This is a genomic window from Pseudomonas sp. SORT22 (genome assembly GCF_018417635.1).
Lineage (GTDB): Bacteria > Pseudomonadota > Gammaproteobacteria > Pseudomonadales > Pseudomonadaceae > Aquipseudomonas.
This window is the reverse complement of record NZ_CP071007.1, coordinates 4608985-4625416: the sequence shown is the minus strand read 5'-3', so window position 1 is coordinate 4625416 and position 16432 is coordinate 4608985. Positions and strand designations below refer to the sequence as shown.

19 protein-coding genes are annotated in these 16432 nt (G+C 61.9%); 11 read left to right on the top strand and 8 right to left on the bottom strand.

The genetic code is table 11. The annotated features are described in order from the left end of the window. Positions 1-21 precede the first annotated feature (21 nt). From JYG36_RS21195 to recX, 5 genes are all read left to right on the top strand, one after another. A complete protein-coding gene (locus JYG36_RS21195; RefSeq protein WP_045193571.1) occupies positions 22-1323 on the top strand; it encodes a colicin-like pore-forming protein in 1302 nt (433 codons plus the stop codon). 27 nt (positions 1324-1350) lie between these two features. Then, positions 1351-1923, top strand: a complete 573-nt coding sequence (locus tag JYG36_RS21190) for a hypothetical protein (protein ID WP_213602206.1) — start codon at positions 1351-1353, stop codon at positions 1921-1923. A 14-nt stretch (positions 1924-1937) separates the two neighbouring features. Further along, complete coding sequence (locus JYG36_RS21185) at positions 1938-2420, top strand: CinA family protein (RefSeq protein ID WP_045193569.1); 483 nt, start codon at positions 1938-1940, stop codon at positions 2418-2420. A gap of 103 nt (positions 2421-2523) precedes the next feature. Next, positions 2524-3591: a recombinase RecA gene (gene recA / locus JYG36_RS21180; protein ID WP_093386547.1), complete on the top strand. Its 1068-nt coding sequence runs from the start codon at positions 2524-2526 to the stop codon at positions 3589-3591. Positions 3592-3599: 8 nt separating this feature from the next. Next, positions 3600-4067 (top strand): recombination regulator RecX, encoded by a 468-nt coding sequence (recX, locus tag JYG36_RS21175; protein WP_045193567.1) that lies wholly within the window; start codon positions 3600-3602, stop codon positions 4065-4067. A gap of 4 nt (positions 4068-4071) precedes the next feature. Here the strand turns inward: recX and JYG36_RS21170 are convergent, their stop codons facing one another. Next, a complete protein-coding gene (locus tag JYG36_RS21170) occupies positions 4072-5190 on the bottom strand; it encodes an LOG family protein (protein ID WP_045193566.1) in 1119 nt (372 codons plus the stop codon). A 394-nt stretch (positions 5191-5584) separates the two neighbouring features. On the opposite strand from JYG36_RS21170, the gene JYG36_RS21165 reads away from it, so the two are divergent. After that, positions 5585-5785 carry a hypothetical protein gene (locus JYG36_RS21165; protein ID WP_093386538.1) on the top strand — a complete coding sequence of 67 codons (201 nt, stop codon included), beginning with the start codon at positions 5585-5587 and terminating at the stop codon, positions 5783-5785. Between the two features lie 5 nt (positions 5786-5790). Here the strand turns inward: JYG36_RS21165 and JYG36_RS21160 are convergent, their stop codons facing one another. After that, a complete protein-coding gene (locus JYG36_RS21160) occupies positions 5791-6207 on the bottom strand; it encodes a quorum-sensing-regulated virulence factor family protein (RefSeq protein ID WP_045193564.1) in 417 nt (138 codons plus the stop codon). A 235-nt stretch (positions 6208-6442) separates the two neighbouring features. On the opposite strand from JYG36_RS21160, the gene JYG36_RS21155 reads away from it, so the two are divergent. The 3 genes from JYG36_RS21155 to JYG36_RS21145 all read left to right on the top strand — a co-directional run bounded on the left by JYG36_RS21155 (position 6443) and on the right by JYG36_RS21145 (position 8506). Next, a complete protein-coding gene (locus JYG36_RS21155; RefSeq protein ID WP_045193563.1) occupies positions 6443-7153 on the top strand; it encodes a tRNA-uridine aminocarboxypropyltransferase in 711 nt (236 codons plus the stop codon). Between the two features lie 261 nt (positions 7154-7414). Beyond that, the gene (erdR, locus tag JYG36_RS21150; protein WP_093386534.1) at positions 7415-8065 is read left to right on the top strand and encodes a response regulator transcription factor ErdR; all 651 of its coding nucleotides are present in this window, start codon (positions 7415-7417) and stop codon (positions 8063-8065) included. A gap of 75 nt (positions 8066-8140) precedes the next feature. Beyond that, entirely contained in the window at positions 8141-8506 is a 366-nt protein-coding gene (locus JYG36_RS21145) for a diacylglycerol kinase (protein ID WP_038996675.1), read from the top strand. Here the strand turns inward: JYG36_RS21145 and JYG36_RS21140 are convergent. Then, a complete protein-coding gene (locus tag JYG36_RS21140; RefSeq protein ID WP_045193561.1) occupies positions 8503-9429 on the bottom strand; it encodes a LysR family transcriptional regulator in 927 nt (308 codons plus the stop codon). The two genes, JYG36_RS21145 and JYG36_RS21140, sit on opposite strands and share 4 nt — an antisense overlap. Before the next feature lie 119 nt (positions 9430-9548). Between JYG36_RS21140 and fpr the strand changes: the two genes are divergently transcribed. Beyond that, positions 9549-10328, top strand: coding sequence for a ferredoxin-NADP reductase (fpr, locus tag JYG36_RS21135; RefSeq protein ID WP_003222277.1), 780 nt, complete (start codon positions 9549-9551; stop codon positions 10326-10328). A gap of 46 nt (positions 10329-10374) precedes the next feature. Here fpr and tsaA read toward each other — a convergent pair whose 3' ends face one another. The 5 genes from tsaA to rimO form a co-directional block, all read right to left on the bottom strand. Beyond that, positions 10375-11070, bottom strand: coding sequence for a tRNA (N6-threonylcarbamoyladenosine(37)-N6)-methyltransferase TrmO (tsaA, locus tag JYG36_RS21130; RefSeq protein WP_213602205.1), 696 nt, complete (start codon positions 11068-11070; stop codon positions 10375-10377). Between the two features lie 7 nt (positions 11071-11077). Further along, entirely contained in the window at positions 11078-11539 is a 462-nt protein-coding gene (locus tag JYG36_RS21125) for a YehS family protein (RefSeq protein ID WP_045193558.1), read from the bottom strand. 49 nt (positions 11540-11588) lie between these two features. Continuing rightward, positions 11589-12299: an rRNA pseudouridine synthase gene (locus JYG36_RS21120; protein WP_213602204.1), complete on the bottom strand. Its 711-nt coding sequence runs from the start codon at positions 12297-12299 to the stop codon at positions 11589-11591. Positions 12300-12429: 130 nt separating this feature from the next. Further along, the gene (locus tag JYG36_RS21115) at positions 12430-12900 is read right to left on the bottom strand and encodes a GNAT family N-acetyltransferase (protein ID WP_093386521.1); all 471 of its coding nucleotides are present in this window, start codon (positions 12898-12900) and stop codon (positions 12430-12432) included. Between the two features lie 91 nt (positions 12901-12991). Beyond that, positions 12992-14329, bottom strand: a complete 1338-nt coding sequence (gene rimO / locus JYG36_RS21110) for a 30S ribosomal protein S12 methylthiotransferase RimO (RefSeq protein WP_045193555.1) — start codon at positions 14327-14329, stop codon at positions 12992-12994. Positions 14330-14530: 201 nt separating this feature from the next. Between rimO and JYG36_RS21105 the strand changes: the two genes are divergently transcribed. Next, the gene (locus JYG36_RS21105; protein ID WP_045193554.1) at positions 14531-16429 is read left to right on the top strand and encodes a potassium transporter Kup; all 1899 of its coding nucleotides are present in this window, start codon (positions 14531-14533) and stop codon (positions 16427-16429) included. The last annotated feature ends 3 nt before the right edge of the window (positions 16430-16432 follow it).

Genomic DNA, 16432 nt, shown 5'->3' with positions numbered 1-16432 from the left:
TTTAACGAAAAGGACTTTGTAATGGGTGAAAAAAATATTGTTGTCGATCGTGGGATCCCGCCCGGCAACAGCGATAGCGGTGCCGGTAGTGGTGGGATGCTCGGCGGCTTCTGGGGCAGTGGCAACATCAGCTCGGTGGTCGGTTCGGTGTCGGTATCGATCGATGGCGTCACCAGAACCGGAGGCCCGGCGTTCAGTGGCGCGATGGTGTTCAACTCCACCGTCGTCGAATCGGTGTTGTCCGGGAATGGCTGGCCCAGTATCGATGCCTACTACGATGTTGGCGTCGGGGTCTGGGGCATTCTTCCCTATCAGATCCTCGAGGTGCGCGACGAGATTCGCGGCAGCTTCGTGGTCAAGGAGAGGAACCTGCCGGCTACGCTCGACGCCGAGCAAAAAGCCGCTGAAGCCGCTGCTGGCAGTGACGCTGCCCTGAGCCAGGCGCAAAAACTCGAACGCTCCATCGGGGTGGTGAAGGCGATGATGGCCAAGCGCGATGAGCTGATCAAGTTCAACCGCCTGCGCCTGTCCACCTCGCCGGGCAGCGAGCTGCTCGAGCGCAACATCGACAGGATGGTCGCCGAGCTGAAGACCCTCGACGACGACCACATTCCGCCGGCCATCGACCAGGTAATGGACGTGCTCAGCGCAGGTCTGAGCCTGCATGTCGACCTCAGTGCCAATGCCATGCTGCAGGAAAAGCTCGACAAGCTGCAGGCGCAAGCGCGCGAGGCGGCGGAGCAGGAGGCTTACAAAAGTGCGTTGGCCTTTGCCAGTGATGTCGGCAAGGAGGTCTCCAGCCGCTTCGGCACGCAGATGGGCAAGGCTGCGGAACAACTGAAGGAAGGCATTTCTGGCAAGACGGTGAAAAGTTATGACCAAGCCATGCAGGCGTTTGAAAAGCTCACGCGCAACCCGGGCTTCAAAATGAACCAGAAGGACACCGCTGCCATTGCCCAGGCCCTCAACGCCCTGGATGTGGCAACCTACGCCGACAACTTCCAGCGCCTGGGCAAAGCCTTTGGGGTTACCGGCAAGATGGTCCAGGCGACGACCCTGGCGCAGAAGGCGGCGAGCGGCTTCAGCAGCGGTGAATGGAAGCCGTTTTTGCTCGAGCTTGAAAGCATCGCCGTGGGCACGCTGGTGGGCGCTGGCGCCGGTGCCCTGCTGGGGGCAGGCCTGGCACTGGTGCTGGCACCCGGTTTGGCCGCCGGTGCAGGTATCATTGCCACCGGAGTGATTCTGGCTGCGGTTTCGTCTTACATCGATGCGCAGGCCATGGAGTCGTTCAACCAGCTGGTGCTCGATACCGTAGCACCCTGACGAGCAAAACAGAGGGCGGGTGAAAGGATGAACGTGGCGAAAGGAAGCGAGCAGCAGGGGGCTTACCTGCATATTCCCTACGTGCTCATTGCTGTCAGCCTGCTGCCGATCGTCCTGCTCGCCTGGCAGGTTCCTGCCCAGGCCCAGGAGGGGGGCTACTTTGAGCTCGAACGCTTTCTCGACGGTTGCCTGCTGGGCCGGGTGGGGGGCTGGTCGTCGCTGTTCCCGCTGACGGCCAAGGCCATCGGCAACTACATTGCCGTGGCTGCGCCGGTTTTCTCCGTGTGGATCACGGTCTGCATCATGAGACGATCGCGGCTGCAGCCCGAGGCCCCGCCCCGGGTTTCAATCGCAAAATATGCCTTGATCGCTTTGGGCTGTGTGCTGCTGGATGCTTTTCTGGTCTACCAGAACTATTTTACCTACACCGATTTCGCCACCCACTCGCGCAAATTTCGCTTTTTCGGGCAGAGCGTGGTGTTGTTTCCGTTTGTCGCGATGTTGTCACTGCTGGCGTTCTACGTGATGACATTTTTCAGTTACAACCTGCTGTTTCGCTTCCCCCGTGAAGTATTGGCGCGGCGCAAGCAACTGCACTGAACAAGGAGCTTGGCATGGACCCGATCACAGCACTGTCTGCCCGCCTGGGCGAGCACCTGCGCCGTTTCAACGCCCAGGTAAGCACTGCCGAGTCTTGCACCGGCGGCGGCATCGCCGAGGCCATAACGCGCATTCCCGGCAGCTCGGCCTGGTTCGAGGCCGGGTACGTGACCTACTCCAACAGCCAGAAGAGCCGCCAGCTGGCGGTGCCCGAGGGGTTGTTCGCGCAAGTCGGGGCGGTCAGCCAGGAAGTGGTCGAGGCCATGGTCCGTGGCGCCCAGGCGGCCAGCGGCGCGCGGTTTGCCGTGGCGGTCAGCGGCGTGGCCGGGCCCGACGGTGGCTCGCCGGCAAAACCGGTGGGTACCGTATGGCTGGCCTGGGCCGATGGCAGCCATGTCAGCAGCGAGCGCCGGCACTTCGATGGCGACCGCGATGCGGTGCGCCGACAAACGGTAATCGCCGCGCTAGAGGGCTTGTTACACCTTGGTGCAGAGTAAATCGCACATCGGGGGTAGGCGGGAACAAAACCCTGTGGAATAATACTGGCTACTTATACAGGTGTTCTGGCCGTCAGGCCCTATCGATTACGTGAGGACTTCAATGGACGACAACAAGAAGCGCGCCTTGGCTGCGGCCCTGGGGCAAATCGAGCGTCAATTCGGTAAAGGCGCGGTCATGCGCATGGGCGACCACGAGCGCCAGGCGATTCCGGCCATTTCCACCGGCTCCCTGGGCCTGGACATTGCCCTGGGCATTGGCGGTCTGCCAAAAGGTCGTATCGTCGAAATCTACGGCCCTGAGTCGTCGGGTAAAACCACCCTGACCCTGTCGGTCATCGCCCAGGCGCAGAAAGCCGGAGCTACCTGTGCCTTCGTCGACGCCGAGCACGCCCTGGACCCGGAATACGCCGGCAAGCTGGGCGTCAACGTCGACGACCTGCTGGTCTCGCAGCCGGATACCGGTGAACAGGCCCTGGAAATCACCGACATGCTGGTGCGCTCCAACGCCGTTGACGTGATCATCGTCGACTCCGTGGCGGCGCTGGTGCCCAAGGCCGAGATCGAAGGCGAAATGGGTGACATGCACGTGGGCCTGCAGGCTCGCCTGATGTCCCAGGCGCTGCGTAAAATCACCGGTAACATCAAGAACGCCAACTGCCTGGTGATCTTCATCAACCAGATCCGCATGAAGATCGGCGTGATGTTCGGCAGCCCGGAAACCACCACCGGTGGTAACGCGCTGAAGTTCTACGCTTCGGTCCGTCTCGACATCCGCCGTACCGGCGCGGTGAAGGAAGGCGACGAAGTCGTTGGTAGCGAAACCCGGGTCAAAATCGTCAAGAACAAGGTGGCGCCGCCATTCCGTCAGGCTGAATTCCAGATCCTCTACGGCAAGGGCATCTACCGCAACGGCGAGATCATTGACCTCGGCGTGCTGCACGGCTTCCTGGAAAAATCCGGTGCCTGGTACAGCTACCAGGGCAGCAAGATCGGTCAGGGCAAGGCCAACTCAGCCAAGTTCCTCCAGGAGAACCCGGAAATCGCCGCGACGCTCGAGAAGCAGATCCGCGACAAGCTGCTCAATGCCGGCGCCGTTGAAGCGGCTGGCAAGGCTGCAGCGGTTAACGCCGAGCCTGAAGACGAAACCGAAGCTGAAGCCGGCTACTGATCGCACCCATGTCCGCCGTACTCGATACCCCCGTCGCCGTAAGGCGGACAGCCATGGACCTGCTCGCACGTCGCGAGCACGGTCGAGTCGAGCTGACGCGCAAGTTGCGTCAGCGCGGCGCCCCCGCCGAATTGATTGACCAGGAACTCGACCGTTTGACGGAAGAAGGCCTGCTCAGCGAAGCCCGTTACCTGGAAAGTTTCATTAGCTACCGTTCACGCTCGGGCTACGGCCCTGCGCGTATTCGTGAGGAGCTGGGCCAGCGCGGGCTGCACCGCGGTGACATCGACCAGGCACTGCGTGAATGCGGGGTGGACTGGTCGGCGCTGTTGCAGGATGTCTGGCAGCGCAAGTTTGCCGGTCAGTTGCCTGTCGATCCGCGCAGCCGCGCCCAGCAAACCCGTTTTCTGGTTTACCGTGGTTTTTCCATGGAATCGGTCGGCCGCCTGTTGAGCGGCCGAGGGCTGGACGACTGACGGCTCAGGTGACTTTCAATGCTTCCCGTGCCCGCTGGGTAGTGTGCATGGGCTCTGGCTTGGCCCAGTTCTCCGACAGGTTGATGAAGTCGACCAATTCGCGCAGGCGCCCCTGATCGCGCCCGTTGAAGGCGAAGGCCAGGCGGGTCAAATGACTGAAGCGCGCCTCGTCATGCTGCTCGCCGCCATAGGCGTGCTGATGGAAATTGCCGCTCAGGCGCAAGTCCGCAAATCCCTCCTGCAAGTCAAACAGCGCGGCTTCACTAAGCGGATGCTGCATGCGAATCACAAACTGGTTCTTCAGCCAGCGGCTGGAGTGGTAGTTGCTATAGAACTGGTTGATTTCTTCCACTGCCTCGTCGGCGCTGTACACCAGGCGCAGCAGTTTCATGTCGCTGGGCAGGATGTAGCGGTTCTCTTCCAGTTGGCGAGTAATAAAGTTCAGCGCCTCCTGCCAGAAGCTGCCGCCGGGCGAGTCCAGTAGCACCACTGGCACCAGCGGGCTTTTGCCGGTCTGGATCAGGGTCAGTACTTCCAGTGCTTCATCCAGGGTGCCGAAGCCGCCCGGGCACAGCACCAGGGCATCGGCTTCCTTGACGAAGAACAGCTTGCGAATGAAGAAGAAGTGGAACGGCAGCAACTTGTCGGTGCCGTCCACCGTGGGGTTGGCGTGTTGCTCGAACGGCAGAGTGATGTTGAAGCCCAGGCTGTGCTCCACCCCGGCGCCTTCATGGGCGGCAGCCATGATCCCGCCACCGGCGCCGGTGATGACCATCAGGTCGGAACGGGCCAGAGTCGCCCCCAGTTCCCGGGCCAGGGCATACATCGGGTGTTCGATCGGCGTGCGGGCCGAGCCGAACACCGTAACCTTGCGTCGGCCTTTGTACTGTTCGAGGGTACGAAAGGCGTGATCGAGTTCGCGCAGGGCCTGCAGGGTAATCTTGGCGTTCCAGCGGTTGCGGTCGTCATGGGCCATGCGCAGGACGGTCAGCATCATGTCGCGGTACAGCGGCAGGTTGGGGCTGTTGGGCGCAACCAGGTTCAGTTGTTCTTCGATCTTGCTCAGGTCGATTCCATTGTTGCTGAAGTGACTCGATAGCAGTTCATTCGGTTGGTAAGGCATTCAAGCGTCTCCTTCTGCAGCAAAACCTCTGACCGGGCGGCAATGGGCTGCCCGGCCGCGACACTGCATGTGTCGCTGGCTGCCGTGGCTCGAGTGTGACCCCCGAGCATTGCAGTAGACCTGCAAGGTCTCAGTGCAGTGGTAATGGGTCCATACAACTTATTGTTCTTCATGGCTTCGGGTGCAGCGCAAGGCATCCACGGGCAACCCCCTTTGCTTGCCCAAAAATTACAGGGTGGTTGCTATCAATCTAGACCCTGGCGCGTGTTTATGCCGAATGATCCGCGCAGTATCGCGCCGCAGTGGAACCGCTCGTCAGCTGGGATCCAATCATTGTGAGGGTCTGGTTAACTGAAGCTCAGAGCGAGTCAGCGCGATGCAGGGAGGCTGCAGCATGCAACGGCTTAACCTTGAGCTCGACGAGCAGCTATTCCAGTTGCTTCAGAGCGCGGCGCAGGCCAACAACCTGAGCCTTGAACAGGAGTGCCTGCGACGGCTGGGGGGAGGGGAGCGGCACTCGCGGTACATCCAGGCCCTGGTGGCCGAACTGCGCGCCGATGAAAAACAGCGGCGCGACAGGGAGCGGGTTGCCTAAGGCCGTTACTTCTTGAGCTTCAGGCCGCAGCTGGCGGCGTTGAAGGCCTGTTCGCTGACCGGGCGGTTGGTCTTGTACTCGGTGAAGCGATAGGTCAGCACCGCGCCTTTTTCCATCAGCAGGCGATAACCGGTGTTCTTGCACACGCTGTCACCCAGTTGGCTGCGTACCCGGTTGGGGTCGGCCTGCATCTTTTGCGCATGGCTTGGCAGCACGCTCAGGTGGTTGATCAGTTGCTTGCCTTCGACGGTGTAGCCCTGGTCGAGGATGTCTTCGTTGATCGCCCGCGGCGTGCCGACGCTGCTTTGCGTGGCAACTTTTTGCAGCATCCGGCTCAGCTCGTACTCCTGCTTGGACGCGGCATTGGCCGCCAGGGGCAGGGCGAGCAACAGGCTCAGGGACGGGACGATGAAACGCAGCATGAATCTCTCCTGGTTCGGTAACTGGCAATTGGACCAACAACGGCGCACGGTGTTCCGTCACGGCGCAACGGCAAGGCCAGCGGGTAGCGACAGGTGGAAGATTATAAGGAGTCGCTGCTTTAGCTGCACGGCAAATCCAGTCTACCCGTAGGCAGGCTCTGATAAACTGCCCGGGATTTCCGTCTTGCCGAGTCCGTGCAGTGCCATCCCTTTATTGCCCACGTTGTGCCCAGTCATGAGCCATGCCGTATCGCGCCTGCGCGCCGAGCGCCTGGCGCGCAGTGTCAAACCCTTCGTTGCCCGTGGTTCGCGGGCGCCGCGCTGCCCGCAGTGCCGGGTGATCCCCAGTTATTGCCTGTGCGCCTGGCGCCCGCAAGTACCGGCTGATTCGGGCATCTGCCTGCTGATGCATGACACCGAGCCACTCAAGCCGACCAACACCGGCTGGCTGATCGCCGACCTGATCGCCGACACCTCGGCCTTTGGCTGGCAGCGTACGGCGGTCGACGAGACTTTGCTGGCCTTGCTCGAGCAGCCGCACTGGCAGCCGTATATTGTTTTCCCTGGCGAGTTCGTCGAGCCAGGGCGGGTGGTCAACGAGGTGCAGCGGGTACCGGGCAAGCGCCCGCTGTTCATCCTGCTGGACGCCACCTGGACCGAAGCGCGCAAGATGTTTCGCAAAAGCCCGTACTTGAACCGCTTCCCGGTCCTGAGCCTGCAGCCCGAGCAGATTTCGCGCTACCGCCTGCGTCGCTCCAAGCGCGACGATCACTTCTGCACCGCCGAAGTGGCCGCCATGTGCCTGGAGCTGGCCGGTGATCAACGTGCAGCCGAGGCACTGGATGCCTACCTGGACGTGTTCACCACCCATTACCTGAGTGCCAAGCATCAACTGCCACTGGATGAGCAGGACACCGTGCACCAGCGTTTGCATACCTTCCTATAGTACAAGGGGCAGGCGCGGCACTTTGCGGCATAATGGGCAGATTGGTGGCCAGGGTGGGCGAGCAGGGCGGGTATTGAGCTTGACCACCCGGTCCTGGCTCGGCATCCTTGGCGCCGATTCGAGCACGACGATGGCTTGAAACGCTGTTTTTCCTGGCCTCGATGTGCCGTTTGGGCAGACGGCGTTGCCGTCGCCTCGAGTTGCCCGCCAGGCGCCTATTCTTCCTTTCCTGCGCCTGCACAGAACAGGATCATTAGATCGATGGCCACATACGAAATCCTGATTGCCGATGACCACCCGCTGTTTCGCAGCGCACTGCGCCAGGCCGTTACCCTGGGCCTGGGCCCGGATGTACGCCTGGTCGAGGTGGCAAGCATCGCCGAACTGGAAACCCGCCTGACCGAAAAAGCCGACTGGGACCTGGTGCTGCTGGACCTGAACATGCCGGGCGCCTACGGCTTCTCCGGGCTGGTGTTGCTGCGCGGGCAGTACCCGCAGATTCCGGTGGTGATGGTCTCGGCTCAGGAAGAAGCCGCGGTCGTGGTCAAGTCCCGCGAATTCGGCGCCAGTGGCTTCATTCCCAAATCAAGCCCGCTGGAAGTGATTCAGGACGCAGTGCAGAAGGTTCTCGATGGCGAGGTCTGGTGGCCGCCGCAGGCGTTCGAAAAAGTCGATGTGTCCGCTGAGGCCAAGGCCGCCAGTGAAGGGCTTGCCAGCCTGACGCCGCAACAGTTCCGGGTTTTGACCATGGTCTGCGAAGGGCTGCTGAACAAGCAGATTGCCTACGAACTGAGCGTGTCGGAAGCGACCATCAAGGCCCATGTGACGGCGATTTTCCGTAAGCTGGGCGTGCGGACCCGGACCCAGGCCGCTTTGTTGCTGCAACAACTGGAATCGGTTTCGGCCACTTAAGGCCATTGGCCTTCACGCTTTTTTGACTGTACCTACACTAGGCTGCAGCGTTTTCAGTGGATGAAGTGACCTTCTATGTCGTCGCCTTTCAAGGGCCAGACCGGCCTTAAACGTATTTTCAACGCCGCCGGCTATTCGTTCGATGGCCTGCGTGCTGCGTTCACCGGTGAGGCAGCGTTCCGTCAGCTGGTGCTGCTCAACGTTGTGTTGATTCCGGTGGCCTTCTGGCTGGATGTCAGCCGTGCCGAGCGGGCGATCCTGATCGCCGTGTGCTTGCTGGGGCTGATCGTCGAATTGCTCAATTCGGCGGTGGAGGCGGCGATCGACCGCATTTCCCTCGATCGCCACCCGTTGTCGAAGAATGCCAAGGACATGGGCAGTGCCGCCCAGTTCGTGGCCTTGAGCATGGTTGGCCTGACCTGGGCGGTGATCCTGCTTTAAGCGATGGTCGGCAGGACGATCTCGTCGCTGCGGCTGACGCCTGCGGTAAAGCTGCGGCACAGTTCGAGAAACTCGCGCATGGCGGAGGTCTGGTACTTCTGCTTGTGCCAGATGAAGAAGAACTGCCGGGCCAGGTCCAGTTCGGGGGTTTCCACCGGCACCAGGCTGCCGCGGCGAAATGCGTCGCGCAGGGCCAGGCGCGAGATGCAACCAATGCCCAGGCCCGACTCGACCGCGCGCTTGATCGCCTCGGTGTGTTCCAGCTCCAGGCGTATGTTGAGGCTGGAGCGGTGGTGACGCATGGCCTGATCGAAGGTCAGGCGGGTGCCCGAGCCCTGTTCACGCAGGATCCAGGCCTCATGGGTGAGTTCTTCCATGCTCGCCTGGCCGCGTTTGGCCAAGGGGTGCTGCGGCGCGCAGAACACCACCAGCTCGTCCTCGACCCACGGCTGCACTTCCAGGTCCGGGTGGTTGCAGTCGCCTTCAATTAGACCCAGATCAATTTCGTAATGGGCAACCTGTTGCACGATATGCGCAGTGTTCTGTACATGCAGCTTCACCTGGCTCTCCGGGTGGATCTGCATGAAGCTGCCGATCAGCAGGGTGGCCAGGTAGTTGCCGATGGTCAGGGTCGCGCCCACCGCCAGCGAGCCGAAACCGGACTTGCCGTTGAGCAGGTCCTCGATTTCCTTGGCCTGGTCGAGCAGGGCCACCGCCTGGGGCAGCAGTTGATGGCCCAGGGCGTTGAGGCTCAGGCGTTTACCGGCGCGGTCGAACAGCTGGCAGCTGGACTGGCGCTCAAGTTCGGTGATCGATGTACTGGCGGCCGATTGCGATAACGCCAGTATTCCGGCGGCCCGCGAGACGCTTTGGTACTGGGCCACGGCAACGAACACCTGGAGCTGACGAAGGGTAAATCGCATATCTATATAACCGATAAGACATATCTTGATAATTCATTTAACAGATATTGTCGCTGGCACTAAACTATTGCGCAATCGCGCTCTCGCTTAGCGCCGCGTTTTTCTTCAGGAGCCCGTACATGAGCAACATGAACCACGAACGTGTCCTCAGTGTTCACCACTGGAACGACACCCTGTTCAGCTTCAAGTGCACCCGCGATCCGGGCCTGCGCTTCGAGAACGGTCAGTTCGTGATGATCGGCCTGCAACAGCCAAACGGCCGCCCGCTCATGCGCGCCTATTCGATTGCCAGCCCGAACTGGGAAGAGCATCTGGAGTTCTTCAGCATCAAGGTGCCGGACGGCCCGCTGACCTCCCAGTTGCAGCACCTGAAGGAAGGCGATGAAATCATCATCAGCAAGAAGCCTACCGGCACCCTGGTACTCGACGACCTGAACCCGGGCAAGCACCTGTACCTGCTCAGCACCGGCACTGGCCTGGCGCCGTTCATGAGCGTCATCCAGGACCCGGAAACCTACGAGCGCTTCGAAAAAGTCATCCTGGTCCACGGCGTGCGCTACGTCAACGAAGTCGCCTACCGCGAATTCATCACCGAGCACCTGCCGCAGAACGAGTTCTTCGGTGAAGCGCTGCGTGACAAGCTGATCTACTACCCGACCGTGACCCGCGAGCCATTCGAGAACCAGGGCCGCCTGACCGACCTGATGCGCAGCGGCAAGCTGTTCAGCGACATCGGCCTGCCGCCGATCAACCCGCAGGACGACCGCGCTATGATCTGCGGTAGCCCGAGCATGCTCGACGAGACCAGCGAAGTGCTCGACAGCTTCGGCCTGAAGATCTCGGCGCGTATGCGTGAGCCGGGTGATTACCTGATCGAGCGTGCATTCGTCGAGAAGTAAGACATTGAATACAAAAAAAGCAGGCTTCGGCCTGCTTTTTTTGTGTCTATAGATCCAGCACCACTTCCAGCACCCGGATCTGATCTGGCTGCGGGTAGTGCCAGCGCACCTGCACATCCCAGAACCTAACCCCGTACACGCGCTCGGGCGGCGGCACCTGGTAGGCCGGGCGCGGGTCCTGGGCCAGGCATTGCTCGATCAGCTCCACCAGCGGCTCGGCCAGGCGCAAGGCGTGCTCGCGGGCCTGGGGCAGGGCAGTATCGCTCCAGCTCACGGCAATCGGCGCAGGTGGCGCGTCAGCCATCTGGTTGGTCGCGTCGGCCACGGCATCGGCGTAGGGCACGTAAGGCTTGATATCCAATACCGGGGTGCCATCAAGCAGGTCGATGCCCGACAGCCACAAGCGGTCAGCCTCGACCTTCTCCAGCCTGACCACCGACTGACCGATGCCATTGGGCCGGTGGGTGGCACGGGTGGCAAACACACCCATGGACTTGTTGCCGCCCAGCCGAGGCGGGCGCACCTTCAACCGCGGTTTGTCTTCCAGCGCCTGGTGGAACAGGAACAGCAGCCAGACATGGCTGACCTGCTCAAGGCCGGCAACGGCCTCGCCGTTGTCGTAGGGTGGCAGCAGCTCCAGCACGCCACGGGCGGCCGGCGCCAGTTGCGGCTGACGCGGAATGGCGAACTTTTCCTTGAAGCAGGAGCGCACGTGGCCGATGGGAGCAACGCTGTAGTTCATCGTCGGCTCAGCCACGAACCCGCAGGGTCAGGCCCTTGAGGAAGTTGCGCAGCAACTGGTCGCCGCACGGGCGGTAGTTGTTGTGCCCGACCTTGCGGAACAGGGCGCTGAGCTCTGGCTTGGACACCGGGAAGTCGGCGGCCTTGAGAATCGCGTGCAGGTCGTCCTCTTTAAGCTCGAAGGCCACGCGCAGCTTCTTCATGACGATGTTGTTGGTCACCGGCAATTCGACCGGCAGCGGCGCACGGCTGTCGTCCTTGCCGCGCTTGAAGATCACCAGGCCATCGAGGAAATGGGCGATGACTTCATCGGGGCAGCGCACAAAGCCTTCCTCTTCTTCCTTCTTGAGGTAGGTAGCGATATCGGCGGTGGATACTTCGAAGCCGCTTAGCTTGATGATATCGGTGAGCTTGGCGTCGTTGACGTCCAGCAGGTAGCGCAGGCTGCGCAGTACATCGTTGTGAATCATGGGGACAATCCTGTTCAGGGGCGCCGCCTGGGTGGCGGCGCCGTGTTGCTTAGAATTTTTCGCTGGCTGCCAGGTAGCGCCACTGGCCCAGCGGCAGCTTGCTCATGGCGACGCCACCGAGGCGGATGCGGCGCATGCTCACCGGGGTGACGCCGACGCTGCGGCAGAGCAGGTCGATGAGCCCGGCAGGCGGGTTTTTCAGGACCATGCGCAGGCGCGTCTCGTTCTGCCAGCTGGCCTTGATCTTCGGCAGCTCGTTGCCTTTCCAGGTGAAGCCGCGGTTCAGCCGCTCCAGGCCGTGGGCGATCATTTCGCCAGTGACTTCGACGATGTATTCCTGCTCGAGCTTGGCCAGGTCGGCATCGAGCTTGCGGGTCACGCGCCAGTCCTGGGTGAACACTTGCAGGCCGCTGGCGCCTTCTTGCAGCGGCGCGGCGCAGCTCAGGCGGGCGAAGTGGCCCTTGAGCGGGCGACGGCTGTAGCTGTGCTCCGGCGAGAGGCTGTCGGCGCTGATGCTGGCGCAGGCGGCATCGACGTCGAGCCCGGCGGGCTGGTTGAGCAGCAGGGTGACCGGCTCCAGGGCTTCGGCCTTGGCGCCCTGGCGCAGTTCGACCTTGTGATCGGTGACTTTGAATTGCGGCTCGTCGATCACGGTGCCGTTCACCGTGACCCAGCCGCCCTCGATGTACAGCTCGGCCTCGCGCCGGGAGCAACCGACCAGTTCGATAAGGCGTTTGGAAAGGCGAATGGGTTCAGACATGACGACAGCCGTAGACACAGGGAAAGGTGCCTATTGTAACTGCCTGGACGGGCTTGGGGCCGGTAACATTCGTCGATCCGGCCATTAATCTGCGCTTTCGCGGCATTTCAGAGGGGGATTACACAAGCCTTCAGTCGGTGCGGACAGACTGCGTACGAATTAGCCTCATGTGAAGTAGGGGGTAGGGCTGGCCCATGCCGTCCGTTTCTGAGCGGCCGACCACTTCAAAGCCCTGGCGCAGGTAGAAGCCCAGGGCCTGGGCATTCTGTTCGTTGACGTCCAGTTGCTCGGCGTGCAGCTCGTCGATGGCCACCCGCAGCAGCCTTGCGCCCAGGCCCTGGCCGCGCGCCTCGGGGTCGATGAAGAGCATCTCCACCCGTCCGCCAGCGACCCCGGCAAAGCCGCGGATGCGCTGGCTGGCGTCCTTGCAGCAAATCAGCATTACCGCGTCCAGGTACTGGCTCAGTAGCAGCTCACGCAGCAGGCAGATGTAGCTGTCGGGGAGAAAGTCGTGGGTGGCGCGCACGGACGTTTCCCACACCCGCGCCAGCTCCGGGTAGTCGCGCAGGCTGGGTGTCTGCACGGTCATGTGCCTGCGCATTACGATGGTCTCCTCGTGGCGATTGAGGAAACGATAGTTGCAAAAAAAAGCCCCGCCATCGCTGGCAGGGCATTTTTTTATTGGCGCCGGATCAGATCGGTTCGGCCCACATATCGTACTCGTCGGCGTCGGTCACCCGGCAGCGAACGGTGTCGCCCGGCTTGAAGCCGTGGTTGCCATCGATGAACACGTTGCCGTCGATTTCCGGAGCATCGAAGAAGCTGCGGCCGACCGAGCCTTCGTCTTCGACTTCATCGATCAGCACGTCGATTTCCTTGCCGATGCGCAGTTGCAGGCGGGCGGTGCTGATCGCCTGCTGGTGGGCCATGAAGCGATCCCAGCGCTCCTGCTTGATGTCGTCCGGCACTTCGTCCAGGCCCAGGTCGTTGGCCGGGGCGCCTTCGACCGGCGAATACTGGAAGCAGCCGACGCGATCGAGCTGGGCTTCGGTCAGCCAGTCGAGCAGGTACTGGAAGTCTTCTTCGGTTTCACCCGGGAAGCCGACGATGAAGGTCGAACGGATCACCAGTTGCGGGCACTGCTCGCGCCAGTTCTTGATGCGCGCCAGGGTGCGGTCTTCGAACGCCGGGCGTTTCATCGACTTGAGCACTTTCGGGCTGGCGTGCTGGAACGGGATGTCCAGGTACGGCAGGATCTTGCCGGCCGCCATCAGCGGGATCACGTCGTCGACGTTCGGGTACGGGTACACATAGTGCAGGCGCACCCAGGCGCCGAGGCTGCTCAGCGCTTCGCACAGCTCGAGCATGCGCGTCTTGACCGGGCGGCCGTTCCAGAAGTCAGTCTTGTACTTGACGTCGACGCCGTAGGCGCTGGTGTCCTGGGAGATCACCAGGATTTCCTTGACCCCGGCCTTGACCAGGCGCTCGGCCTCGCTCAGCACTTCGCCGACCGGGCGGCTGACCAGCTTGCCGCGCATCGACGGGATGATGCAGAAACTGCAGCTGTGGTTGCAGCCTTCGGAAATCTTCAGGTAGGCGTAGTGGCGCGGGGTCAGCTTGACGCCCTGTGGCGGCACCAGGTCGATCAGCGGGTTATGGTCCTGGCGCGGCGGCACGACTTCGTGCACGGCATTGACCACCTGCTCGTACTGCTGCGGGCCGGTTACCGAGAGCACGCTGGGGTGCACGTCACGGATGCTGCCTTCCTCGACACCCATGCAGCCGGTGACGATGACCTTGCCGTTTTCCTTGATGGCTTCGCCAATCACTTCCAGGGACTCGGCCTTGGCGCTGTCGATGAAGCCGCAGGTGTTGACCACCACTACGTCGGCGTCCTCGTAGGTGGGCACGACTTCATAACCTTCCATGCGCAGCTGGGTCAGGATGCGCTCGGAATCGACCAGGGCCTTGGGGCAACCCAGGGAAACGAAGCCGACCTTGGGCGTGGTGGGCGTAGGAGTGGTGGACATGGCTAACCTCGGTATTGAAGGGCTTGCCTGGCCGGGCCGGCGGGCAAACCTGATGGGCGCTTTGGGCGCCTCTGATCAAAAAGTGCGCAATTCTAGCGAGCGCAAAGTCACTTGACCAGCAGAAATACGACGAACGCTCAGCTATGCTTCGCGGCAGTGTGCCTGTGTCTGGTGCAAGGGGCCTGGTGGCGGGAGTGATGGATGGTTCAGGCAAGTAGTCAGGCCGATTCCGGGCATTCGGTGGCAAAGCCGTTGAGCCTGCTGGTGGCAGCGGTCGGAGTGGTTTACGGCGATATTGGCACCAGCCCCTTGTATACCCTCAAGGAGGTGTTTTCGGGCGGTTACGGCGTACCGGTCAATCATGATGGGGTGCTGGGCATCCTCGGCCTGATTTTCTGGTCGCTGATCTGGGTGGTGACGATCAAGTACGTGGTGTTCATCCTGCGCGCCGACAACCAGGGCGAGGGCGGCATCATGGCTTTGACGGCGTTGGCCCGGCGCGCCTCGGCGCCGTACCCCAAGCTCAAGGCGCTGATGGTCGGCTGCGGCCTGATCGGCGCGGCGCTGTTCTACGGCGACAGCATGATCACCCCGGCGATTTCGGTATTGTCGGCGGTAGAGGGCCTGGAGCTGGCCTTCGACGGCATCGACCACTGGGTGATACCGGTGGCGTTGATCGTGCTGGTGGCGCTGTTCCTGATCCAGAAGCATGGCACGGCGCGCATTGGCATCCTCTTTGGTCCGGTGATGGTCACCTGGTTCGTGGTGCTCGGCGCTCTGGGCGTGCATGGCATCGCCCAGAGCCCGGAGGTGCTCAAGGCTTTCAACCCGGTCTGGGCGGTGCGCTTCTTTATTGTTCACCCGGGCATGGGCGTAGCGATTCTTGGCGCCGTGGTGCTGGCCCTGACCGGCGCCGAAGCGCTGTATGCCGACATGGGCCACTTTGGCCGCAAACCCATTGCCCGCGCCTGGTTTGCCCTGGTGCTGCCGGCGCTGGTGCTCAACTATTTCGGCCAGGGCGCGCTGTTGCTGCAAAACCCGGAGGCAGCGCGCAACCCGTTCTATCTGCTGGCGCCGAACTGGGCGTTGATACCGTTGGTCGGTTTGTCCACCCTGGCCACGGTGATTGCCTCCCAGGCGGTGATTTCCGGGGCCTTCTCCCTGACCCGCCAGGCCATTCAGCTTGGCTATGTCCCGCGCATGCAAATCCAGCACACCTCCAGTGACGAACAGGGGCAGATCTATATAGGTGCGGTGAACTGGTCGCTGATGGTCGGGGTGATCCTGCTGGTGCTGGGCTTCGAGTCTTCCGGGGCGCTGGCCTCGGCCTATGGCGTGGCAGTGACTGGCACCATGTTGATGACCACGCTGCTGGTGTCGACAGTGATGTTGTTGCTGTGGAAATGGCCGCCGCTGCTGGCGGTGCCGATTTTGCTGGGATTTCTCTTTGTCGATGGCCTGTTCTTTGCCGCCAACGTGCCGAAAATCGTTCAGGGCGGGGCTTTTCCGGTGCTGGCGGGGATTGTCCTGTTTGTCTTGATGACCACCTGGAAGCGCGGCAAGCAGATTCTGGTCGAGCGCCTGGACGAAGGCAGCCTGCCGTTGCCGCTGTTCATCAGCAGCATTCGCGTGCAGCCGCCGCATCGGGTCGAAGGCACGGCGGTGTTTCTCACCGCACGGGCGGATGCCGTGCCTCACGCGTTGTTGCATAACATGCTGCACAACCAGGTGCTGCACTCGCAGGTGGTGCTGTTGACCGTGGTCAGCGAGGACACCCCGCGGGTGCCGGCGCAGCAGCGCTTCGAGGTCGAGGCGTATGGCGAGGGTTTCTACCGGGTGCTGTTGCACTTTGGCTTCATGGATGAGCCGGATGTGCCGGCGGCATTGAAGCTCTGTCACCTGGAAGGGCTGGATTTCAGCCCGATGCGCACGACCTATTTCCTCAGCCGCGAAACGGTGATCCCGTCGCGGCTGGTGGGCATGTCGCGCTGGCGGGGGCTGCTGTTTGCCTTTTTGCTGAAGAATGCCAACGGCAACCTGAGGTTTTTCAACTTGCCGTTGAACCGGGTGATCGAACTTGGCACTCAGGTAGAGATATAGGTA

What these genes read in the sequence shown, in the direction of transcription:
- JYG36_RS21190 (WP_213602206.1), top strand. Translation starts at nt 1,351, where the DNA reads ATGAACGTGGCGAAAGGAAGCGAGCAGCAGGGGGCTTACCTGCATATT.
- JYG36_RS21185 (WP_045193569.1), top strand. Translation starts at nt 1,938, where the DNA reads ATGGACCCGATCACAGCACTGTCTGCCCGCCTGGGCGAGCACCTGCGC.
- recX (WP_045193567.1), top strand. Translation starts at nt 3,600, where the DNA reads ATGTCCGCCGTACTCGATACCCCCGTCGCCGTAAGGCGGACAGCCATG.
- JYG36_RS21195 (WP_045193571.1), top strand. Translation starts at nt 22, where the DNA reads ATGGGTGAAAAAAATATTGTTGTCGATCGTGGGATCCCGCCCGGCAAC.
- JYG36_RS21125 (WP_045193558.1), bottom strand. Translation starts at nt 11,539, where the DNA reads ATGATTCACAACGATGTACTGCGCAGCCTGCGCTACCTGCTGGACGTC.
- erdR (WP_093386534.1), top strand. Translation starts at nt 7,415, where the DNA reads ATGGCCACATACGAAATCCTGATTGCCGATGACCACCCGCTGTTTCGC.
- JYG36_RS21145 (WP_038996675.1), top strand. Translation starts at nt 8,141, where the DNA reads ATGTCGTCGCCTTTCAAGGGCCAGACCGGCCTTAAACGTATTTTCAAC.
- JYG36_RS21140 (WP_045193561.1), bottom strand. Translation starts at nt 9,429, where the DNA reads ATGCGATTTACCCTTCGTCAGCTCCAGGTGTTCGTTGCCGTGGCCCAG.
- JYG36_RS21115 (WP_093386521.1), bottom strand. Translation starts at nt 12,900, where the DNA reads ATGCGCAGGCACATGACCGTGCAGACACCCAGCCTGCGCGACTACCCG.
- JYG36_RS21160 (WP_045193564.1), bottom strand. Translation starts at nt 6,207, where the DNA reads ATGCTGCGTTTCATCGTCCCGTCCCTGAGCCTGTTGCTCGCCCTGCCC.
- JYG36_RS21155 (WP_045193563.1), top strand. Translation starts at nt 6,443, where the DNA reads ATGAGCCATGCCGTATCGCGCCTGCGCGCCGAGCGCCTGGCGCGCAGT.
- rimO (WP_045193555.1), bottom strand. Translation starts at nt 14,329, where the DNA reads ATGTCCACCACTCCTACGCCCACCACGCCCAAGGTCGGCTTCGTTTCC.
- fpr (WP_003222277.1), top strand. Translation starts at nt 9,549, where the DNA reads ATGAGCAACATGAACCACGAACGTGTCCTCAGTGTTCACCACTGGAAC.
- JYG36_RS21165 (WP_093386538.1), top strand. Translation starts at nt 5,585, where the DNA reads ATGCAACGGCTTAACCTTGAGCTCGACGAGCAGCTATTCCAGTTGCTT.
- recA (WP_093386547.1), top strand. Translation starts at nt 2,524, where the DNA reads ATGGACGACAACAAGAAGCGCGCCTTGGCTGCGGCCCTGGGGCAAATC.
- JYG36_RS21170 (WP_045193566.1), bottom strand. Translation starts at nt 5,190, where the DNA reads ATGCCTTACCAACCGAATGAACTGCTATCGAGTCACTTCAGCAACAAT.
- tsaA (WP_213602205.1), bottom strand. Translation starts at nt 11,070, where the DNA reads ATGAACTACAGCGTTGCTCCCATCGGCCACGTGCGCTCCTGCTTCAAG.
- JYG36_RS21120 (WP_213602204.1), bottom strand. Translation starts at nt 12,299, where the DNA reads ATGTCTGAACCCATTCGCCTTTCCAAACGCCTTATCGAACTGGTCGGT.
- JYG36_RS21105 (WP_045193554.1), top strand. Translation starts at nt 14,531, where the DNA reads ATGGTTCAGGCAAGTAGTCAGGCCGATTCCGGGCATTCGGTGGCAAAG.